The following is a 15,202-nucleotide window of genomic DNA, read 5'->3' on the forward strand; positions in this document are numbered from 1 at the left end:
ATCAGACATGAATCTTATAAAGTTTGCCTTACGCAGACCGATATCTGTTATGGTATTGGTACTGGGTCTGCTGTTCTTCGGAATTAAAGCAGCCAAAGATGTCAAAGTAGACATTCTTCCGGAAATGAACCTGCCGGTTGTATATGTTGCCCACTCCTTCAACGGTTATACTCCGCAGCAGATGGAAGGTTATTTCACGAAAATGTATGTGAACATGCTGTTATTTACCAACGGCATTAAAAGTATAGAATCTAAAAATACCCAGGGATTAACCCTCATGAAAGTCAATTTCTATGAAGGAACCAATATGGGGGAAGCCATTGCACAGATTAATGCGCTGTCTACCCGTTCACAGGTATTTCTTCCGCCCGGAGCGCCACCGCCATTTATCATCCGTTTTGATTCTTCTTCACAACCGGTAGGACAGCTGGTTTTCCGGAGCACTACCAAAACCAATAATGAACTTCAGGATATTGCCAATTTCAACGCTCGTCCTTTTCTGATTGCTATTCCAGGATTGACTACTGCCCCTCCTTTTGGAGGAAGCCCGAGAACTATAGAAGTAAATGTAGATCCATACAGGCTTCGTGCTCACAATTTATCTCCGGAACAGGTTGTGGAAGCCATTAGCCGGAATAATATTACCTCTCCTTCCGGGAATGTATACATTGGAGATACCAATTATCTGACTCCCACCAACAACACGGTAAAAAAAGTGGAGGAACTGGGAGATATTCCCCTTTTTAAAGGAACAGCAGACAATGTATATATCCGTGATGTTGCCACTGTAAAAGACGGGGCCGATATTGCAACAGGCTATGCTCTGATCGACGGAAAACGTTCTGTATACATCAATATCGCAAAAGCCAGTAATGCATCAACCCTGGAAGTTGTCAACAAACTGAAAGAATCACTTCCGAAGATCCAGCGGAATATGCCTGATGATGTGAAGATCTCTTACGAATTTGACCAGTCTGTTTATATTTCAAGTGCTTTGAAAAGTTTAGCAGTAGAAGGTATTCTGGGAGCTTTACTAACCGGGCTTATGGTCATGCTCTTTCTGAATGACCGCCGGGCTGCCCTCATTGTGATCATGACAATTCCTATATCCATTATTTCAGGGGTATTGTTTTTAAAATTATTCGGGCAGTCTATTAATATTATGTCTTTATCCGGCCTTGCTCTCGCCATAGGAATTCTTGTAGATGAAAGTACGGTGACCATTGAAAATATCCACCAGCATTTCGCAATGGGTAAAAGCAGAGCACAGGCTGTATGGGATGCCTGCCGGGAAATTGCATTTCCGAAACTGCTGATTATGCTTTGTATTCTCGCTGTGTTTGCTCCTGCTCTAATGATGAGCGGTATTCCGGGATCGCTGTTTATGCCTTTGGCCATGGCAATCGGTTTCTCCATGATTGTTTCTTTTATTTTATCCCAGACCTTTGTTCCGGTAATGGCCAACTGGATGATGAAACATGATCCTAAGGCCTGTGGAAATCATCAGGAGAACTGGTTTACCCGTTTCCGGGATCGTTTTGCCGGGTTTCTATCCTCTCTTATGAAAAGGAGAAAGATGGTGGTAAGCCTGAGCCTTGTCATTATTTTAGCCATTGGAGCCGGGCTTTACCAGATCACAGGAAAAGATGTGCTTCCGTCGGTCAATTCACGTCAGTTTCAGGTACGTATAAAAGCAGCTGAAGGAACCCGTATTGAAGTTACAGAAATTAAAGTCAAGAAGTTTCTGGAGCATCTGAAAAATAAAGTAGGAAAAGATAATATTGCCATTTCTTCCGTATTCATCGGACAGCATCCATCAACCTTTGCTGTAAGCCCGATCTACCTGTACAATGCAGGTCCGCATGAAGCTTTAATGCAGGTTGCTTTGAAGAAATTCAACGGAAATTCTGATGAGCTTAAAGATGAACTGCGCAGCTATTACAAAGAAAAAATGCCGGATCTTCAGATTTCTTTTGAACCTATTGAACTGACTGAAAAAATATTGAGCCAGGGAGCCAATAATCCGGTTGAGATCAGGATTTCAGGAATGATGAAAAAGATGAACAGAATGTATGCCGATAAGCTTCTAGCTCAACTGAAAAAGATTGAATATATGCGTGACCAGCAGATTCCGCAGTCGATGAATTACCCTGCTCTGCAGATCAATATCGACAGAACGCGTGCTGCCCAACTCGGACTGGATGCACAGGATATCGCCAAATCGCTGGTTACTGCCACGGCATCGACACGATACACCAATAAGAATTTCTGGGTTGGCGGTATGATGGGCATTGCCTATGACGTACAGGTGCAGACGCCTCAGAATATCCTCAACAGTAAAGAGGAACTGGCTAATCTTCCTTTGACTAAAAATTCAGACAGACCTGTTTTAGGAGACGTTGCCTCCATTACCTCAACCAAAGAATTAGGGGAAAGTTATAATCTGGGAACGATGGGATATACTACTGTTAGTGCCAATATTCATAAAACTGACCTTGAACAGGCTTCAAAAGATGTCAAGAAAGCGATTGAATCACTTGGTGAGCTACCGAAAGGAGTCAATATTGAGGTTTCAGGAATGGTTCCTGTATTGAATGAGACCATGTCCAGCCTTTCTTCCGGGCTGCTTATTGCTGCAGCTGTTATTTTTCTGATGCTTGCGGCAACTTTCCAGTCTTTCCGTGTATCGCTGGTGATCCTTACAACCGTTCCATTTGTGATTGCCGGATCTCTGGCGCTGCTTAAACTCACCGGATCTACTCTGAATCTACAGTCGTATATGGGGCTTATTATGTCCGTGGGGGTTTCTATTGCCAATGCTGTTTTACTGATCAGCAATGCAGAAACGCTCCGAAAATCTACCGGTAATGCCTTAGAAGCAGCTATTGAGGCTGCCAGACTTCGTATCCGCCCCATCATTATGACCACGCTGGCTATGGCTGCAGGAATGCTTCCGATGGCGATAGGTTTCGGGGAAGGAGGTGATCAGGTTTCTCCACTCGGCAGAGCCGTGATCGGAGGGCTTATTTTCTCTACTTTTTCGGTATTGATAATCCTTCCGCTTGTTTTCGGATGGATGCAGCAGAACGCCGGAACTGTTTCACCTTCACTGGATCCTGAAGATGAAGAAAGTATCTATTATTCTAATTCCCAATCTTAATTTTTACATCAATGAAAAACATTTTATATATAGCCATCACCCTAAGTTTAAGTAGTGTCTCTGTTTCCTGTAAAGAAGAGAAAGCAATGACTAAAACTGAAGAAATGAAGCCGATGATGATGCAGAACCTGGAAACAGTAGAAATCAAAAAAACTAATCCCAAAGTGGAACTGAAGCTTGCAGGAGAACTGGTTCCTGATCAGGAAACTGCCTTATTTGCAAAAGTACAGAGCTATGTAAAGAAGATCAATGCTGATATCGGAACATATGTGAATGCCGGGCAGGTTCTTATGGTTCTTGAAGCTCCTGAAATACAATCTCAGGCCGCCAGTGCCAAAGCAAAATGGCAGGCACAGGAAGCGATTTATGCTGCCACAAGGTCAAGCTACGACAGAATGTTCAGAGCCAATGAAACCAAGGGAGCTATCGCCAAAGATGCCCTTGATCAGATCACTGCCCGAAAACTTTCAGATGAAGCCCAGCTGAACGCAGCAAGATCGGCTTATCATGAAATTCAGGATATTAACCGGTATCTGGTGATCCGTGCCCCTTTCAGCGGGGTCATTACCGAGAGAAATGTGGATCTTGGAGCTTATGTAGGGCCTATGGGCGGAACTCCGCTGATGGTGATACAGAATACCTCTAAATTGCGATTAAGTCTTTCAGTATCGGAAGCCAATGTTCCTTATCTGAATGTGGGCGATACCATTTCATTCAGGGTGAATGCTATTCCTGAAAAAAACTTTAAAGCCAGGATCTCCCGAAAGTCAGGTTCTTTAGATCTTAAGCTTCGTTCAGAGAAAATTGAGGCAGACTTTATCAATCATTCCAAGGAGCTGAAACCGTTTATGATCGCTGAATCATTGATTCCTTTACAAAATAAGGAGGCTACATTTTTTATCCCAAGATCTGCCGTGGTAGAAAGTAATATGGGGGTTTATGTGATTAAAAATGAAAACGGAAAGGCCAAATTCATTCCTGTAAAGAAAGGAAGAGTTCTGAATGATACCGTTGAGGTTTTCGGCGAACTGTCGGAAGGGGATAAAATCATTAAAAAAGGAAGCGAAGAAATTGTAGAAGGAATATCCATTAAATAAGATCAAAAATGAAAACAGTATTAAGAAGCACATGCATTATTTTTTTCAGCACGGCTGTTCTATACGCCTGCACCAATGAAAAATCTCAAAACAAGGTTCAAGAGAGCCAGCCTGAAAGAGTTCAGAAAGCCCAACCTGCTGCTTCCGGAAAGTATGTAAAAGGAAGTCAGGTTCCCAATGAGACAGTCTGTATGGTGAACAATGCTTATATGGGTAAAAAGCAGATTGAAGTTCCCCATGACGGAAAAATCTATTACGGCTGCTGCGAAATGTGTGTAGAACGTATTCCGAAGGATAAAAGCGTAAGAGAAGCCATAGATCCTTATAGTGGAAAAACAGTGGATAAAGCCAATGCTTACATCGTAATGGTTAGTGATGAAGGTGAGGTAGCTTATTTTGAGAGTGAAGACAATTATCAGAAGTTTTTAGAACAGCATTCATAGTTATCTTTTCTGATTATTTTTCGGTTCCGGGCGTCTGCGACGCCCGGAACCTCCTTATTATACAGCTCAATAAAAAAGACAGACTTTTAAAAAGCCTGTCTTAGCAATATATCAGATATGATTTTTACTCTACATTGATTACTTTTTCAATTTCCGGAGCATGTTGTTTGATGGTATTTTCCACGCCTAATTTCAGGGTTGAAAAATTCAGTGAACATCCGGAACAGTTACCCAAAAGCTTTACAAAAACCTGATTATCCTTCACGTCAATAAGCTCAATATCACCTCCGTCTTTATTCAAAAACGGCCTGATGCTTTCCAGAGCTTCCATTACTCTTGTTACTGTATCTTCGTGTGTTATGTTTGTTTCCATATTTTTTGATTCAATTCGGTTTTTCAGGTGTCCTGAAAATAATTATTTTTTTGCTTTCGGCGAGCATCCTGCCATTGTGGTGATTTTCACCGCTTCTGTAGGAGGAAGACTTTTATTTCTTTCCACTAAGCTTTCTACCATTTTTCTTGCTGTATCTGTGTAGATATCAGCAATTTTAGAACCTTCCTGAAGGGCTGCGGGTCTTCCTACATCTCCAGCTTCTCTGATGCTCTGGATCAAAGGAATCTCTCCTAATACCGGAATTCCAAGATCTTCTGCCAGATATTGTGCTCCCTGGTTTCCAAAGATATAATATTTATTGTCAGGAAGTTCTTCCGGCGTAAAATACGCCATATTTTCGATTAATCCAAGCACCGGAATGTTAATACTTTCCATCTGGAACATCGCAATTCCTTTTCTTACGTCTGCAAGGGCTACATGCTGAGGTGTACTTACGATTACAGCTCCCGTTACCGGTACTTCCTGAATAATGGAAAGGTGAATATCTCCTGTTCCCGGAGGAAGGTCAATCAGTAAGAAGTCAAGTTCTCCCCATGCAGCATCTCTGATCATCTGATTGAGGGCCTTGGAAGCCATCGGGCCTCTCCATACCACGGCCTGGTTTGCTCCTGAGAAATATCCGATAGAAAGCATCTTTACTCCGTAGTTTTCTACAGGTTTCATCAGATTCTTTCCATTGACTTCTACAGAAATCGGTTTTTCACCTTCAGTGTCAAACATCGTCGGAACGGACGGACCGTAAATATCAGCATCCAATAGTCCTACTTTAAAGCCCATTTTGGCCAAAGTAACTGCCATATTAGCTGAAACCGTAGATTTTCCTACTCCTCCTTTTCCGGAAGCAATAGCAATAATATTCTGAATTCCCGGGATCTGCTTGCCTTTGATCTGACTTTGCTGGATCTCACTCGGCTCCGGAGAAACAATTTTAAGTTTTAAATGAACCTCTTCTCCAAATTCACTGGCAAAAGCCTGTTTCATGGCTGCTTCCAGCTTTTTCTTTTCGTGCATCGCAGGTGAATGAGCCGTCATATCAATGTAAACATCGTTACCCATGATCTGAAGGTTATTCACCAAATCGTCTACTTCTATCTCTTTAAGGAAATCTTGAACCTTTTCTTTCGTCAACATACTAAATATAAATTGTTCACAAATTTACGCATTTTTTCGATAATTTAGAATCAATAAAATCTATAACCCAATGTGATAAATAAGATAAGTATCATATTATTCCACTCCATTTCGTTAACTTCATCCTGAAAACAGAAAACCTCATCATTACAAAATCACAATCTATGTCTTCACCATCTTATCCTTCCAAATATGCTGCCCCAAAAGATCTTTTTACAGTTGGGAGCACCCGTTTTAAATGGTATGATCTGGCCACTAATCCGACAGACATCTCTCAACAGGACCTCCAAAATGCACGGATATGCATTGAAAAGGCGGGTGAAAATTTTCAGACTACCGACGATCTGGGATTTGTCATTATGCATCGATGCGGCCAAAACTATCTTCTGCTCGTCTGTACATGGAGAAGTGAAAACGAACTCTGGGAAAGCGTTTATTATGACGGATCCGGAAAATTTGAGATCTGGGACCGCAATAAAACCCATCTCCCTACCTACTGTGTCTGGGAAATGGGTATCGTATACCATGAATCCCGGGCATGGAAAAGTTTTTTAGGAACAGACAGGAATGAAAACAGTAAACAGGATTATTTGAATGATTTTTTTGAAGGAGAAGTATAAATTCATAAAGTTGCCTCATGTTGGAAAACGCAAAGTCGCAAGGCTTTCTTGAATATTGCGATGTGTATTAAGGCACGAGAAAATCAAAGATTTTCAGCCAGTTAAATTCCATATTTACAATAAAAAAGCCTGTGCTATCTGAGGGATCTGTGGGAAACTTTTTTTACCACAAAAGATTTTACACTTTAGTGATTTTTTAAGTTAAAGACTTTACGCATAGAAGTTCACCTAAGTTTCTGAAAATATCCGATTTTTATTGGAATGAAAATAAATCTGCACAATCTGCGAGACAAAAAATACCAGCAAAAATTTCAACTAAAAACCGTTCAATGTAGCCCGTAGAATTTATTCAATAGAGGTAGACTTTAGTCCACCCCACACAACCTCATAAATAAACATTCATTCGGCTTTAGCCAAAATCTATCCATTTTAATTCGCCCTGTATTTCTCATCAAACTTCACATTACGATCCGCTCCTTTTACCTTCTTGTTTCCGAAAGTATAAGTTACTGATAAAGTAAGTCTTCTTGCATCATAATAATTATTGTAATAATGAGTTCCTGTTGTATAATAAATTTCTCCCCTGCTTCTTGACTGTTTAAAAATATCTGAAACAAACAAATTCATCTGCAGACTTCTTTCCATAAGACTCAGCTTAAGCCCTGAAGTGAAATTCCCGGCAAAATCCATGTATACATTTCCGGAATTGGAAGGCAGGCGGAACCAGTAATTGAAAATAAGCTGTATTGTTTTACTTTTATTAAGCGACAGGTTGTTCTGAACATTAAAATCATAACTGGTTCCTTTACGGGAGGCAGCATCTGTAGCATAAACCTCTGTATTCATATAAGACAGATCTACAGAATAATTGGCTTCCCAGAATTTAAAGAAGGTATCAGAATAATTTAGAGAAACTCCCATGCTGTTCTGGTTGTAAAAATTAGCAAAAGTGCTTATCCTGTTTTCACCCTGAAGATTAGCTAACTGGTCGAATGCATCTATCGTTCTCTGATAATAAGCTGATGCAGACAGTTTCCCTTTATAAACGTATGAAAGCTCAAAGTTGTGATTCACGGACGGTTTCAGAAGCGGGTTGCCTGTAAAATAAGAATTCACATTAATATACCAGCGATAAGGATTGATGGCACGGAATCCCGGTCTGTTGATCCTTTTAGAATAATTCAGGCTAAAGGTATTATTTTCGTTGCTTTTATATGTTACATACGCCGTAGGAAAGAACTTTCCGTAAGAATTTTCAGTCTGTTGTCCGGAGGTCAAAGAATTCCCGTTGATCGTGGAATATTCATAACGAAGCCCCGCTTTAGCAGACCATTTTTCGCTGAACTCTTTTTCAAAGCTGAGGTAAGCAGCATAATTTTTTTCATTATATTCAAATACATTACTTTTTACAGGATCTTCAACATAGTTCCCGTTGAGCAGATCCAGATAGGCAATATCAGAATTGTTATCAAAATTGGTGAACTTTACTCCGGCTTCTGTCTTAGCGAACTTATAGGGTAACGTAAGATCGGCCTGCCCTGAATAAATTTTATAATCCACGGTAGAAGGTGTTCTCACAACAAAACTTTGTCCTGAACTTTCCGTAGTAATGAAATCTATTGTACTTTCCGGAATATTGGAAAAATAATTTCCTGTGAAACTCAGCTTATTATCCTGTTTTCCGAATTTAAGATCATAATAAGCGCTTACTGTCTGTTGCTTGCCTTTAGAACGATGCTCCGCGTAGGTCGTCAGAGTGTTAGTATGATTTCCATTCTGAAAATAGTCTGAACGGTTATCAATATCCATATTGGAATGCCCAACTCCATAATCATAGATAAGCCCGATGTTAGACTTTGTATTAAGCTGATAATCCAGGCTCAGATTCGCCCCCAACCCATCTCCAAAATCTCTTCTGTCATCGGAACTTTTCACCCCTTCCACTCCTTCCATTCTGTAATTTTCAAAGGAATGTTTTTCATATTTGGATTGTCTTAATTTTAGTGATGAACGAAGCTTTTCATTCTGATAATTAAGGGTTGCACTGTTGGAAGTTCCGGTATAGGTCTGCTGCTGAAGGCTTGTAGTAAGGCTTCCATTCCAGCCCAGATTCTGATTTTTCTTCAGAACAATATTAATCAGTCCGCTGTTTCCCTGTGCTTCATATTTAGCAGGAGGCGTTGTGATCACCTCAATTTTTTCAATATTCTCAGATCTCAGGCTTTTAAGATAAGTTACCAGTTCGCTTCCGGAAAGGTTCAGCATTCGTTCATTAACCATCACGGCTACTCCACTTTTTCCTACAATCGAAATCCCTGAGTTGTCATCCACCTTCAGTAAAGGAGTTGTTGCCAAAGCTTCGGCACCATCCATTCCCTGTGAAGCCACAGAATTTGATACGTTAAAGATCAGACGGTCCGCTTTTCTTTCGATCATTTTTTTTCTGGCGGTGAGGGTAACTCCTTCAATCTGCTTTTCCTGCTTTTTATCAATAGAAAAGTCCTTCTTCATATCACCATTTACCGTAATATCAGATGATAACATTTCTGCTCCATCCTGTATAAGCCTGATCGTATAATTTCCATTTTCGGGAAGCTTCAGTTTAAAATTTCCTTTTTCATCTGAAATAGCGGTTTGCTTCTGTTCTCCTTTTGAAGCAATGATCTCAATATATGAAACGGTATTTCCTGTCTGGGTAATTTTTCCTGTAATCTGCTGCGAGAAAGCAAAAACCGGCAAAAGAATGAGTGCCGAAAGTAATATTTTTTTCATATATTCTATAGTAGTAATTTTTAGTAAGACAGTCTTACTCTTCCTTTTATTACATTTTGTTCTGCTGTTTTTTCAATATATTCGCTGACATAAAATTATGATATGAAAAAAAGCCTTGCTGTATTGTCTTTATTCATTGCACAGATCATTTATTCTCAGAATTATGCGCAATATGTCAACCCATTCATAGGGACGGGGGGACATGGCCATACTTTTCCCGGAGCGACGGTTCCTTTCGGAATGGTTCAGCTTTCTCCGGATACCAGAATAGATGGGAGCTGGGATGGCTGCAGCGGCTATCATTATTCAGATTCCGTGATTTATGGCTTTTCTCATACCCACCTCAACGGAACCGGAGTTTCAGATTACGGGGATATTATGCTGATGCCTACGATGGGAAATCCAAGCCTGAACAATAAAGACTATTCCTCAAAATTTTCTCATAAAAATGAAAAAGCGGCGACAGGATTTTACTCCGTTAAATTAGATAAGAACAACATTGATGTACGCCTGACCACCACCCAAAGAGTCGGCTATCACGAATATACCTTCAACAATTCAGGTAAAGCTAATATCATTCTGGATCTCAACCATCGTGACAAACTTCTGGAGGGTGAAGTGAAGATCATTGATGATAAAACCATTGAAGTCTTCAGAAGAAGTGAAGCCTGGGCAGTTAACCAATATGTATATGCCAGAATTGAATTTTCAAAACCCATGAAAATTTCAAAAAAAGAGGTTAACGGAAAACAGGAAGATCAACTTTTCACAGGAACAAAACTGGCATTGGCCTTCTCTGCTGATGTAAAAAAAGGTGAAAAGATCAATGTGAAAGTTGCGCTTTCCCCCACAGGCTATGAAGGTGCAGGAAAAAATATGCTGTCAGAAGGAAAATCCTCAGATTTTGAAGCCATAAAGAAACAGGCAGAAACAGACTGGAATAAAGAACTTTCAAAAATTGAAGTAAAATCTGATGATAAAGGTAAATTATCCGTATTCTACACCGCCATGTATCATGTTTTCACCCAACCTAATATCAATATGGATGTGGATGGAAAGTACAGGGGCAGGGACAACAAACTGTATACAGTAAAAGATTTCGGCTATTACACGGTATTCTCACTTTGGGATACCTTCAGAGGCGCGCATCCGCTGATGACTTTAATCGACAGAAAAAGAACTGCTGATTTCATCAATACCTTCATTAAACAATATGAACAGGGCGGAAAGCTTCCGGTATGGGAACTGGCTTCCAACGAAACGGAATGTATGATCGGCTACCATGCTGTTTCTGTTATTGCCGATGCTATGGCTAAAGGAATTAAAGGATTTGACTACGAGAAAGCATTCGAAGCCTCTAAAAATTCTGCCATGCTGGATATTTTCGGCCTCAATGCTTACAAACAGAACAATTATATCAGCATTGATGATGAACATGAAAGTGTTTCCAAAACGGTGGAATATGCCTATGACGACTGGTGTATCGCCCAGATGGCTAAAATTTTAGGTAAGAAAGAAGATTACCAGTATTTCATGAAACGTTCCCAGAACTGGAAAAATCTTTATAATCCTAAAACCGGTTTTATGCAGCCAAGAAAGAACGAAAACTGGCTGGAACCATTTGACCCAAGGGAAGTCAATAACAATTATACGGAAGGAAATTCCTGGCATTATTCCTATTCGGTACAGCAGGATATTCCGGGACTGATTTCAGCCCATGGCGGAAAAGAAAAATTTGAACAGTTCATTGATGCTATTTTTGCAGCATCCGATAAAACGACAGGCAGAGAACAGGTGGATATTACCGGACTGATGGGGCAATACGCCCAGGGAAATGAACCTAGCCACCACATCGCCTACCTGTACAATTATGTAGATAAACCTGAAAAAACAGATGCAAAGATCCGATATATCCTTGACCATTTTTATAAAAATACCCCGGACGGACTGATCGGAAATGAAGACTGCGGCCAGATGAGCGCCTGGTATATCTTAAGCTCGATGGGTATTTATTCTGTTACTCCGGGTCTTCCGGAATGGCAGACCACTACCCCTTATTTTGACGAGGTTACCATTCATCTGGAAGACGGAAGTACAAGGGTTATCAATAAAAACACAGGAAAGGCTGAGCTTAAAAAGCTGGGATTTGAGAATATCCCGCAAACAAAAGATTTTAAATATACCCAGCAGACCGCTTCTCCTGTAATATCTTCAGACAGGATCTTTGATTTTTCAGCAAAAGTAGAAATCACCCCGCTGAATCCTGAAGACAAAGTATATTATATGACTCTTGATGAAAGTGATGCCAACAAAAGAAAAACATTCTCAACCTACAAAGGTCCTTTCACCATAAGTAAAACCACCCAAGTTCAAGCCTTTGCGGAAAGAAAAGGAGAAAAAAGCTCGGTAACGACTGCCGTTTTTAACAGAAGGCCTAATTATTGGGATATTTCAATCAGTTCAACACCTACCCCACAATACGCTGCCGGCGGAAAGCTGGCATTGATTGACGGAATCAGAGGGGATGTTAACTGGAGAAAAGGCGAATGGCACGGGTATCAGGGACAGGATTTTGAAGCTGTTATCGACCTGAAATCGCCACAGCAAATTACTAAACTATCTTCAACTTATCTGCAGGACAGCAGATCATGGATTCTGATGCCTAAAAAAGTAGAATATTACGCCTCCATCAACAATAAAGATTTTATTCTTCTGAAAACGATAGACAACACTATTGATCCAAAGGATGAAAAGGTACAGACCAAAGATTTTGAAACAGAGATTCTTCCTACTGAAGCACAATACATCAAAGTAAAAGCTTATTATTTCGGGAAACTTCCGGAATGGCATCAGGGAGCAGGCGGTGAAGCTTATATTTTTATTGATGAGATTTCAGTAAAGTAGTCACAGACTTTTCCCTGTGTTAATCATAGGAATCTTTTGACAAACTTTTTAAACCACAACAGACACAAAAGATTTTGACACTTTAGTAGAATGAAGTTTACTGCATAAAAGTTCACATAAGAACACTTTAAAAATATACGATTTCTATTTATCATAGAATAAAAAAATCTGCTCAATCCGCATGATGAGCGAGACCATAAAAATCTCTTCTAAAAATGATCCCTATCAAACCTTATAGGTTTTTGAAACCTATAAGGTTTAAACAACACAATATCAAATTCCGGAGCCAAAATAGTTCGAGTATTTTCTGAATTCCGAAAGTACATTCTCTACCTTCCGGATTCTTTCTTCAAGGCTTCCTGATAACAGGATATAAGGAATATTCCGTTCTTTAAGGTCCGCAATAATCTGCTTCTGAAAGATTTCCCTTTTCTGGTCACCGCTTCTGTCCCAGGTATCATCATAAGGAATATCAATATCACACAGGAAAAAAAGATCGTATCTTTTATAATTCAGATCTGCGGTTTTTCTTAAAAAATCAGGAGCTTTTCCATGATAATCCAGAGCAAACATATAGGTGGTAATAGCATTGGTATCTACAAAAAAGTACTGATTGGCATTGGCTATTTCACGGTCTTCAATTTCGATATGTCTTTTGGCAATCACATCAAAATCTTCAAAACCGATCCTCCGGTCAACATGATGTTCCGTCCAGTATTCTCGTCCGTATTCGGGAGCGAAAGCAGTATTGAATTTCTTAGCCAGTGCTTCCGTAAGGGTAGATTTCCCTGAAGACATGGCTCCCAGGAAAACAGCTTTTGTGATCAGATCTTTGTATACAATACTGCTCACATAGTCTTTATAAGCAAAACAATTTTCCCGTATTTTCGTTGCAGAAACCGGAACAACTGTTCTCGCTTCATCCACCCTCCGGTCTACAGCATTCAGAGCTTTGCTTACATGATCTCCGTAAAATTCACTGGAATAAAAATGGGTGATTTTTCTGCCGTTAAGCATTTTGATAATGTACTCCTCTTGTATGATCTCAAACCACCTTTCATTGGAGTAGCCGTCCGGACCGTCCCAACATTCGATTACTTCAGCCTGTGGATAGAGATTTCTGATCCAGCCTGCCCGGATGTGCAAAGGAGTTTCGATAACATCGGTATCATAGATCAGTACTACCAGTTCATCTACTTCACTTAACGCAGTATCAAAAACAAACTGATGTCCTTTGTGGAACGGCGCATATTTTCCTAATGTAAGTCCTGTTTTTTTCATTGTTTTTCTTCTTTACTCCCTTTATTCCAATTGTAATACCCGTATACTGCATTGATTAAAAAGGCCGACCACATGGCTATCATCATGATTCCGCTTTCACTTCCGTCCAGGGTTCTTATAATCCAGATGATAACAGTAACAATATTTAAAATAATGTACAATAACCATTGTTCTTTATAGCGGAGAATCATCAGAATGGTAGCGGTAATTGAAATGATGGTAGACATCCCGTCCAGATAAGGAGTGTTCTGCCCTCTTACCGCAGACAGCAAATATCCCAGAACAGCGCAGCCCAAAGCTGTAAGAACGAAAACCGCCAGCAAAGATTTCAACTGAAGGGATTTCATTTCCACAATATCATTTTTTATATGCTTTTTCCACATAAAATAACCGAAAATATTCATCGGTAGGAAAAATATCAGATAAAGCCCGAGTTCTCCGAACAAACCGTTCTGATAAGCTACAAAAGCATAGGCGGCCGTATTTAAAGTTCCAATAACATAGTTCCAGATACTTCCTTTTGCAGCCAGTACTACACATAAAATTCCGGACACCAGCACAAAGAAATTAAGCCAGTTATCTTTATTAATAACGGCAATTCCGATACTGAGCAGTGAAAATGAAAGAAGCCAGATGATTTCAAATGGCTTCCATGATTTTAAAATATCGTTCATTATTTTTTATTAATTCAGTCTTTCCGACCAACGCAGTTCTTCCGGAAGTTCCATATCAGAAAATTCAATATGAATCACTCTTCGCCTCCTGCCGTCGTTAGTCCGGTTGGAGCCGTGAAGAATAAGGGGTTTCATGATCATAATTCCACCTTTTTTCACGCTGCATATCTCTTCAGTTTCTGTAGCCCAGTCAATGGTTTCCGGTCTGTAAATTCCTTTGGCATGTGATCTGGGAACAACTTTCAGAGCTCCGTTATTTTCATCGGTATCATCCAGATGAATTCTGATGGTAAAGATGTTTTCCAGAATCTTTAGAGGAGGCTGTACTGCAAACTGATTCTTTTTTGTGGTCCAGGGTCCAAATCCGTCAAGCTCCAGTTTTTTATCCACCGAAATAGTCAGATCCTGATGATAGGCTACATACCAGTTTGAAGTTTCAGGTTTATCAAAATAAATGCTTTTCACAGCAATATATTTTTCTCCGAAAATTTCTCTAATAACGGTTTTAATACGGTTATTGAAGATAAGATCCTTTACTTCGGGAACTTCTTTTAAAAACTGACGTACTGCAAAAAGATCATCCGATTTTCTAAAATTTGAATTGGAGGTATCTGTATTCAGAATTTTCTCGCTGATTTTTTCAATTTCCTCATCAGAAAACAGATCATTGATTACGGTAAAACCCTTTTCATGAACATCTTCTTTATGGCGTTGAAGCCCCATCAT

At 39.9% G+C, this 15,202-nt stretch carries 11 protein-coding genes; 5 read left to right on the forward strand and 6 right to left on the reverse strand.

Features of this window, described 5'->3' with window-relative positions; genetic code table 11:
- Positions 1-7 precede the first annotated feature (7 nt).
- Genes FW768_RS09550 through FW768_RS09560 form a run of 3 tightly spaced genes read left to right on the forward strand, consistent with a single transcriptional unit; the run spans position 8 to position 4,700 of the window.
- Complete coding sequence (locus tag FW768_RS09550; protein ID WP_153394861.1) at positions 8-3,160, forward strand: efflux RND transporter permease subunit; 3,153 nt, start codon at positions 8-10, stop codon at positions 3,158-3,160.
- Between the two features lie 11 nt (positions 3,161-3,171).
- Positions 3,172-4,257 carry an efflux RND transporter periplasmic adaptor subunit gene (locus tag FW768_RS09555; protein WP_153394863.1) on the forward strand — a complete coding sequence of 362 codons (1,086 nt, stop codon included), beginning with the start codon at positions 3,172-3,174 and terminating at the stop codon, positions 4,255-4,257.
- An 8-nt stretch (positions 4,258-4,265) separates the two neighbouring features.
- Entirely contained in the window at positions 4,266-4,700 is a 435-nt protein-coding gene (locus tag FW768_RS09560; RefSeq protein WP_153394865.1) for a hypothetical protein, read from the forward strand.
- 124 nt (positions 4,701-4,824) lie between these two features.
- Here FW768_RS09560 and FW768_RS09565 read toward each other — a convergent pair whose 3' ends face one another.
- Both FW768_RS09565 and FW768_RS09570 read right to left on the reverse strand, forming a co-directional pair.
- Positions 4,825-5,073 (reverse strand): NifU family protein, encoded by a 249-nt coding sequence (locus FW768_RS09565; protein WP_002977212.1) that lies wholly within the window; start codon positions 5,071-5,073, stop codon positions 4,825-4,827.
- Positions 5,074-5,115: 42 nt separating this feature from the next.
- Positions 5,116-6,225: an Mrp/NBP35 family ATP-binding protein gene (locus tag FW768_RS09570; RefSeq protein WP_153394867.1), complete on the reverse strand. Its 1,110-nt coding sequence runs from the start codon at positions 6,223-6,225 to the stop codon at positions 5,116-5,118.
- 164 nt (positions 6,226-6,389) lie between these two features.
- Between FW768_RS09570 and FW768_RS09575 the strand changes: the two genes are divergently transcribed.
- The gene (locus FW768_RS09575; protein ID WP_153394869.1) at positions 6,390-6,845 is read left to right on the forward strand and encodes a hypothetical protein; all 456 of its coding nucleotides are present in this window, start codon (positions 6,390-6,392) and stop codon (positions 6,843-6,845) included.
- 429 nt (positions 6,846-7,274) lie between these two features.
- Here the strand turns inward: FW768_RS09575 and FW768_RS09580 are convergent, their stop codons facing one another.
- Entirely contained in the window at positions 7,275-9,617 is a 2,343-nt protein-coding gene (locus FW768_RS09580) for an outer membrane beta-barrel family protein (RefSeq protein ID WP_153394871.1), read from the reverse strand.
- A gap of 102 nt (positions 9,618-9,719) precedes the next feature.
- Here FW768_RS09580 and FW768_RS09585 point away from each other — a divergent pair, with 102 nt between their 5' ends.
- Entirely contained in the window at positions 9,720-12,521 is a 2,802-nt protein-coding gene (locus FW768_RS09585; protein WP_153394872.1) for a GH92 family glycosyl hydrolase, read from the forward strand.
- A 273-nt stretch (positions 12,522-12,794) separates the two neighbouring features.
- On the opposite strand, the gene FW768_RS09590 is transcribed toward FW768_RS09585, so the two are convergent.
- From FW768_RS09590 to FW768_RS09600, 3 genes are read right to left on the reverse strand one after another with little or no spacing between them, the layout of a single operon-like run.
- Positions 12,795-13,802 carry an AAA family ATPase gene (locus tag FW768_RS09590; RefSeq protein ID WP_153394874.1) on the reverse strand — a complete coding sequence of 336 codons (1,008 nt, stop codon included), beginning with the start codon at positions 13,800-13,802 and terminating at the stop codon, positions 12,795-12,797.
- Entirely contained in the window at positions 13,799-14,476 is a 678-nt protein-coding gene (pnuC, locus tag FW768_RS09595) for a nicotinamide riboside transporter PnuC (protein WP_153394876.1), read from the reverse strand. The genes FW768_RS09590 and pnuC overlap by 4 nt, the downstream gene beginning before the upstream one ends.
- A 9-nt stretch (positions 14,477-14,485) precedes the next feature.
- Positions 14,486-15,202, reverse strand: a complete 717-nt coding sequence (locus FW768_RS09600; protein ID WP_153399849.1) for a phytanoyl-CoA dioxygenase family protein — start codon at positions 15,200-15,202, stop codon at positions 14,486-14,488.

It is taken from the genome of Chryseobacterium vaccae (genome assembly GCF_009602705.1).
In the GTDB taxonomy this organism is placed as follows: domain Bacteria; phylum Bacteroidota; class Bacteroidia; order Flavobacteriales; family Weeksellaceae; genus Chryseobacterium; species Chryseobacterium vaccae.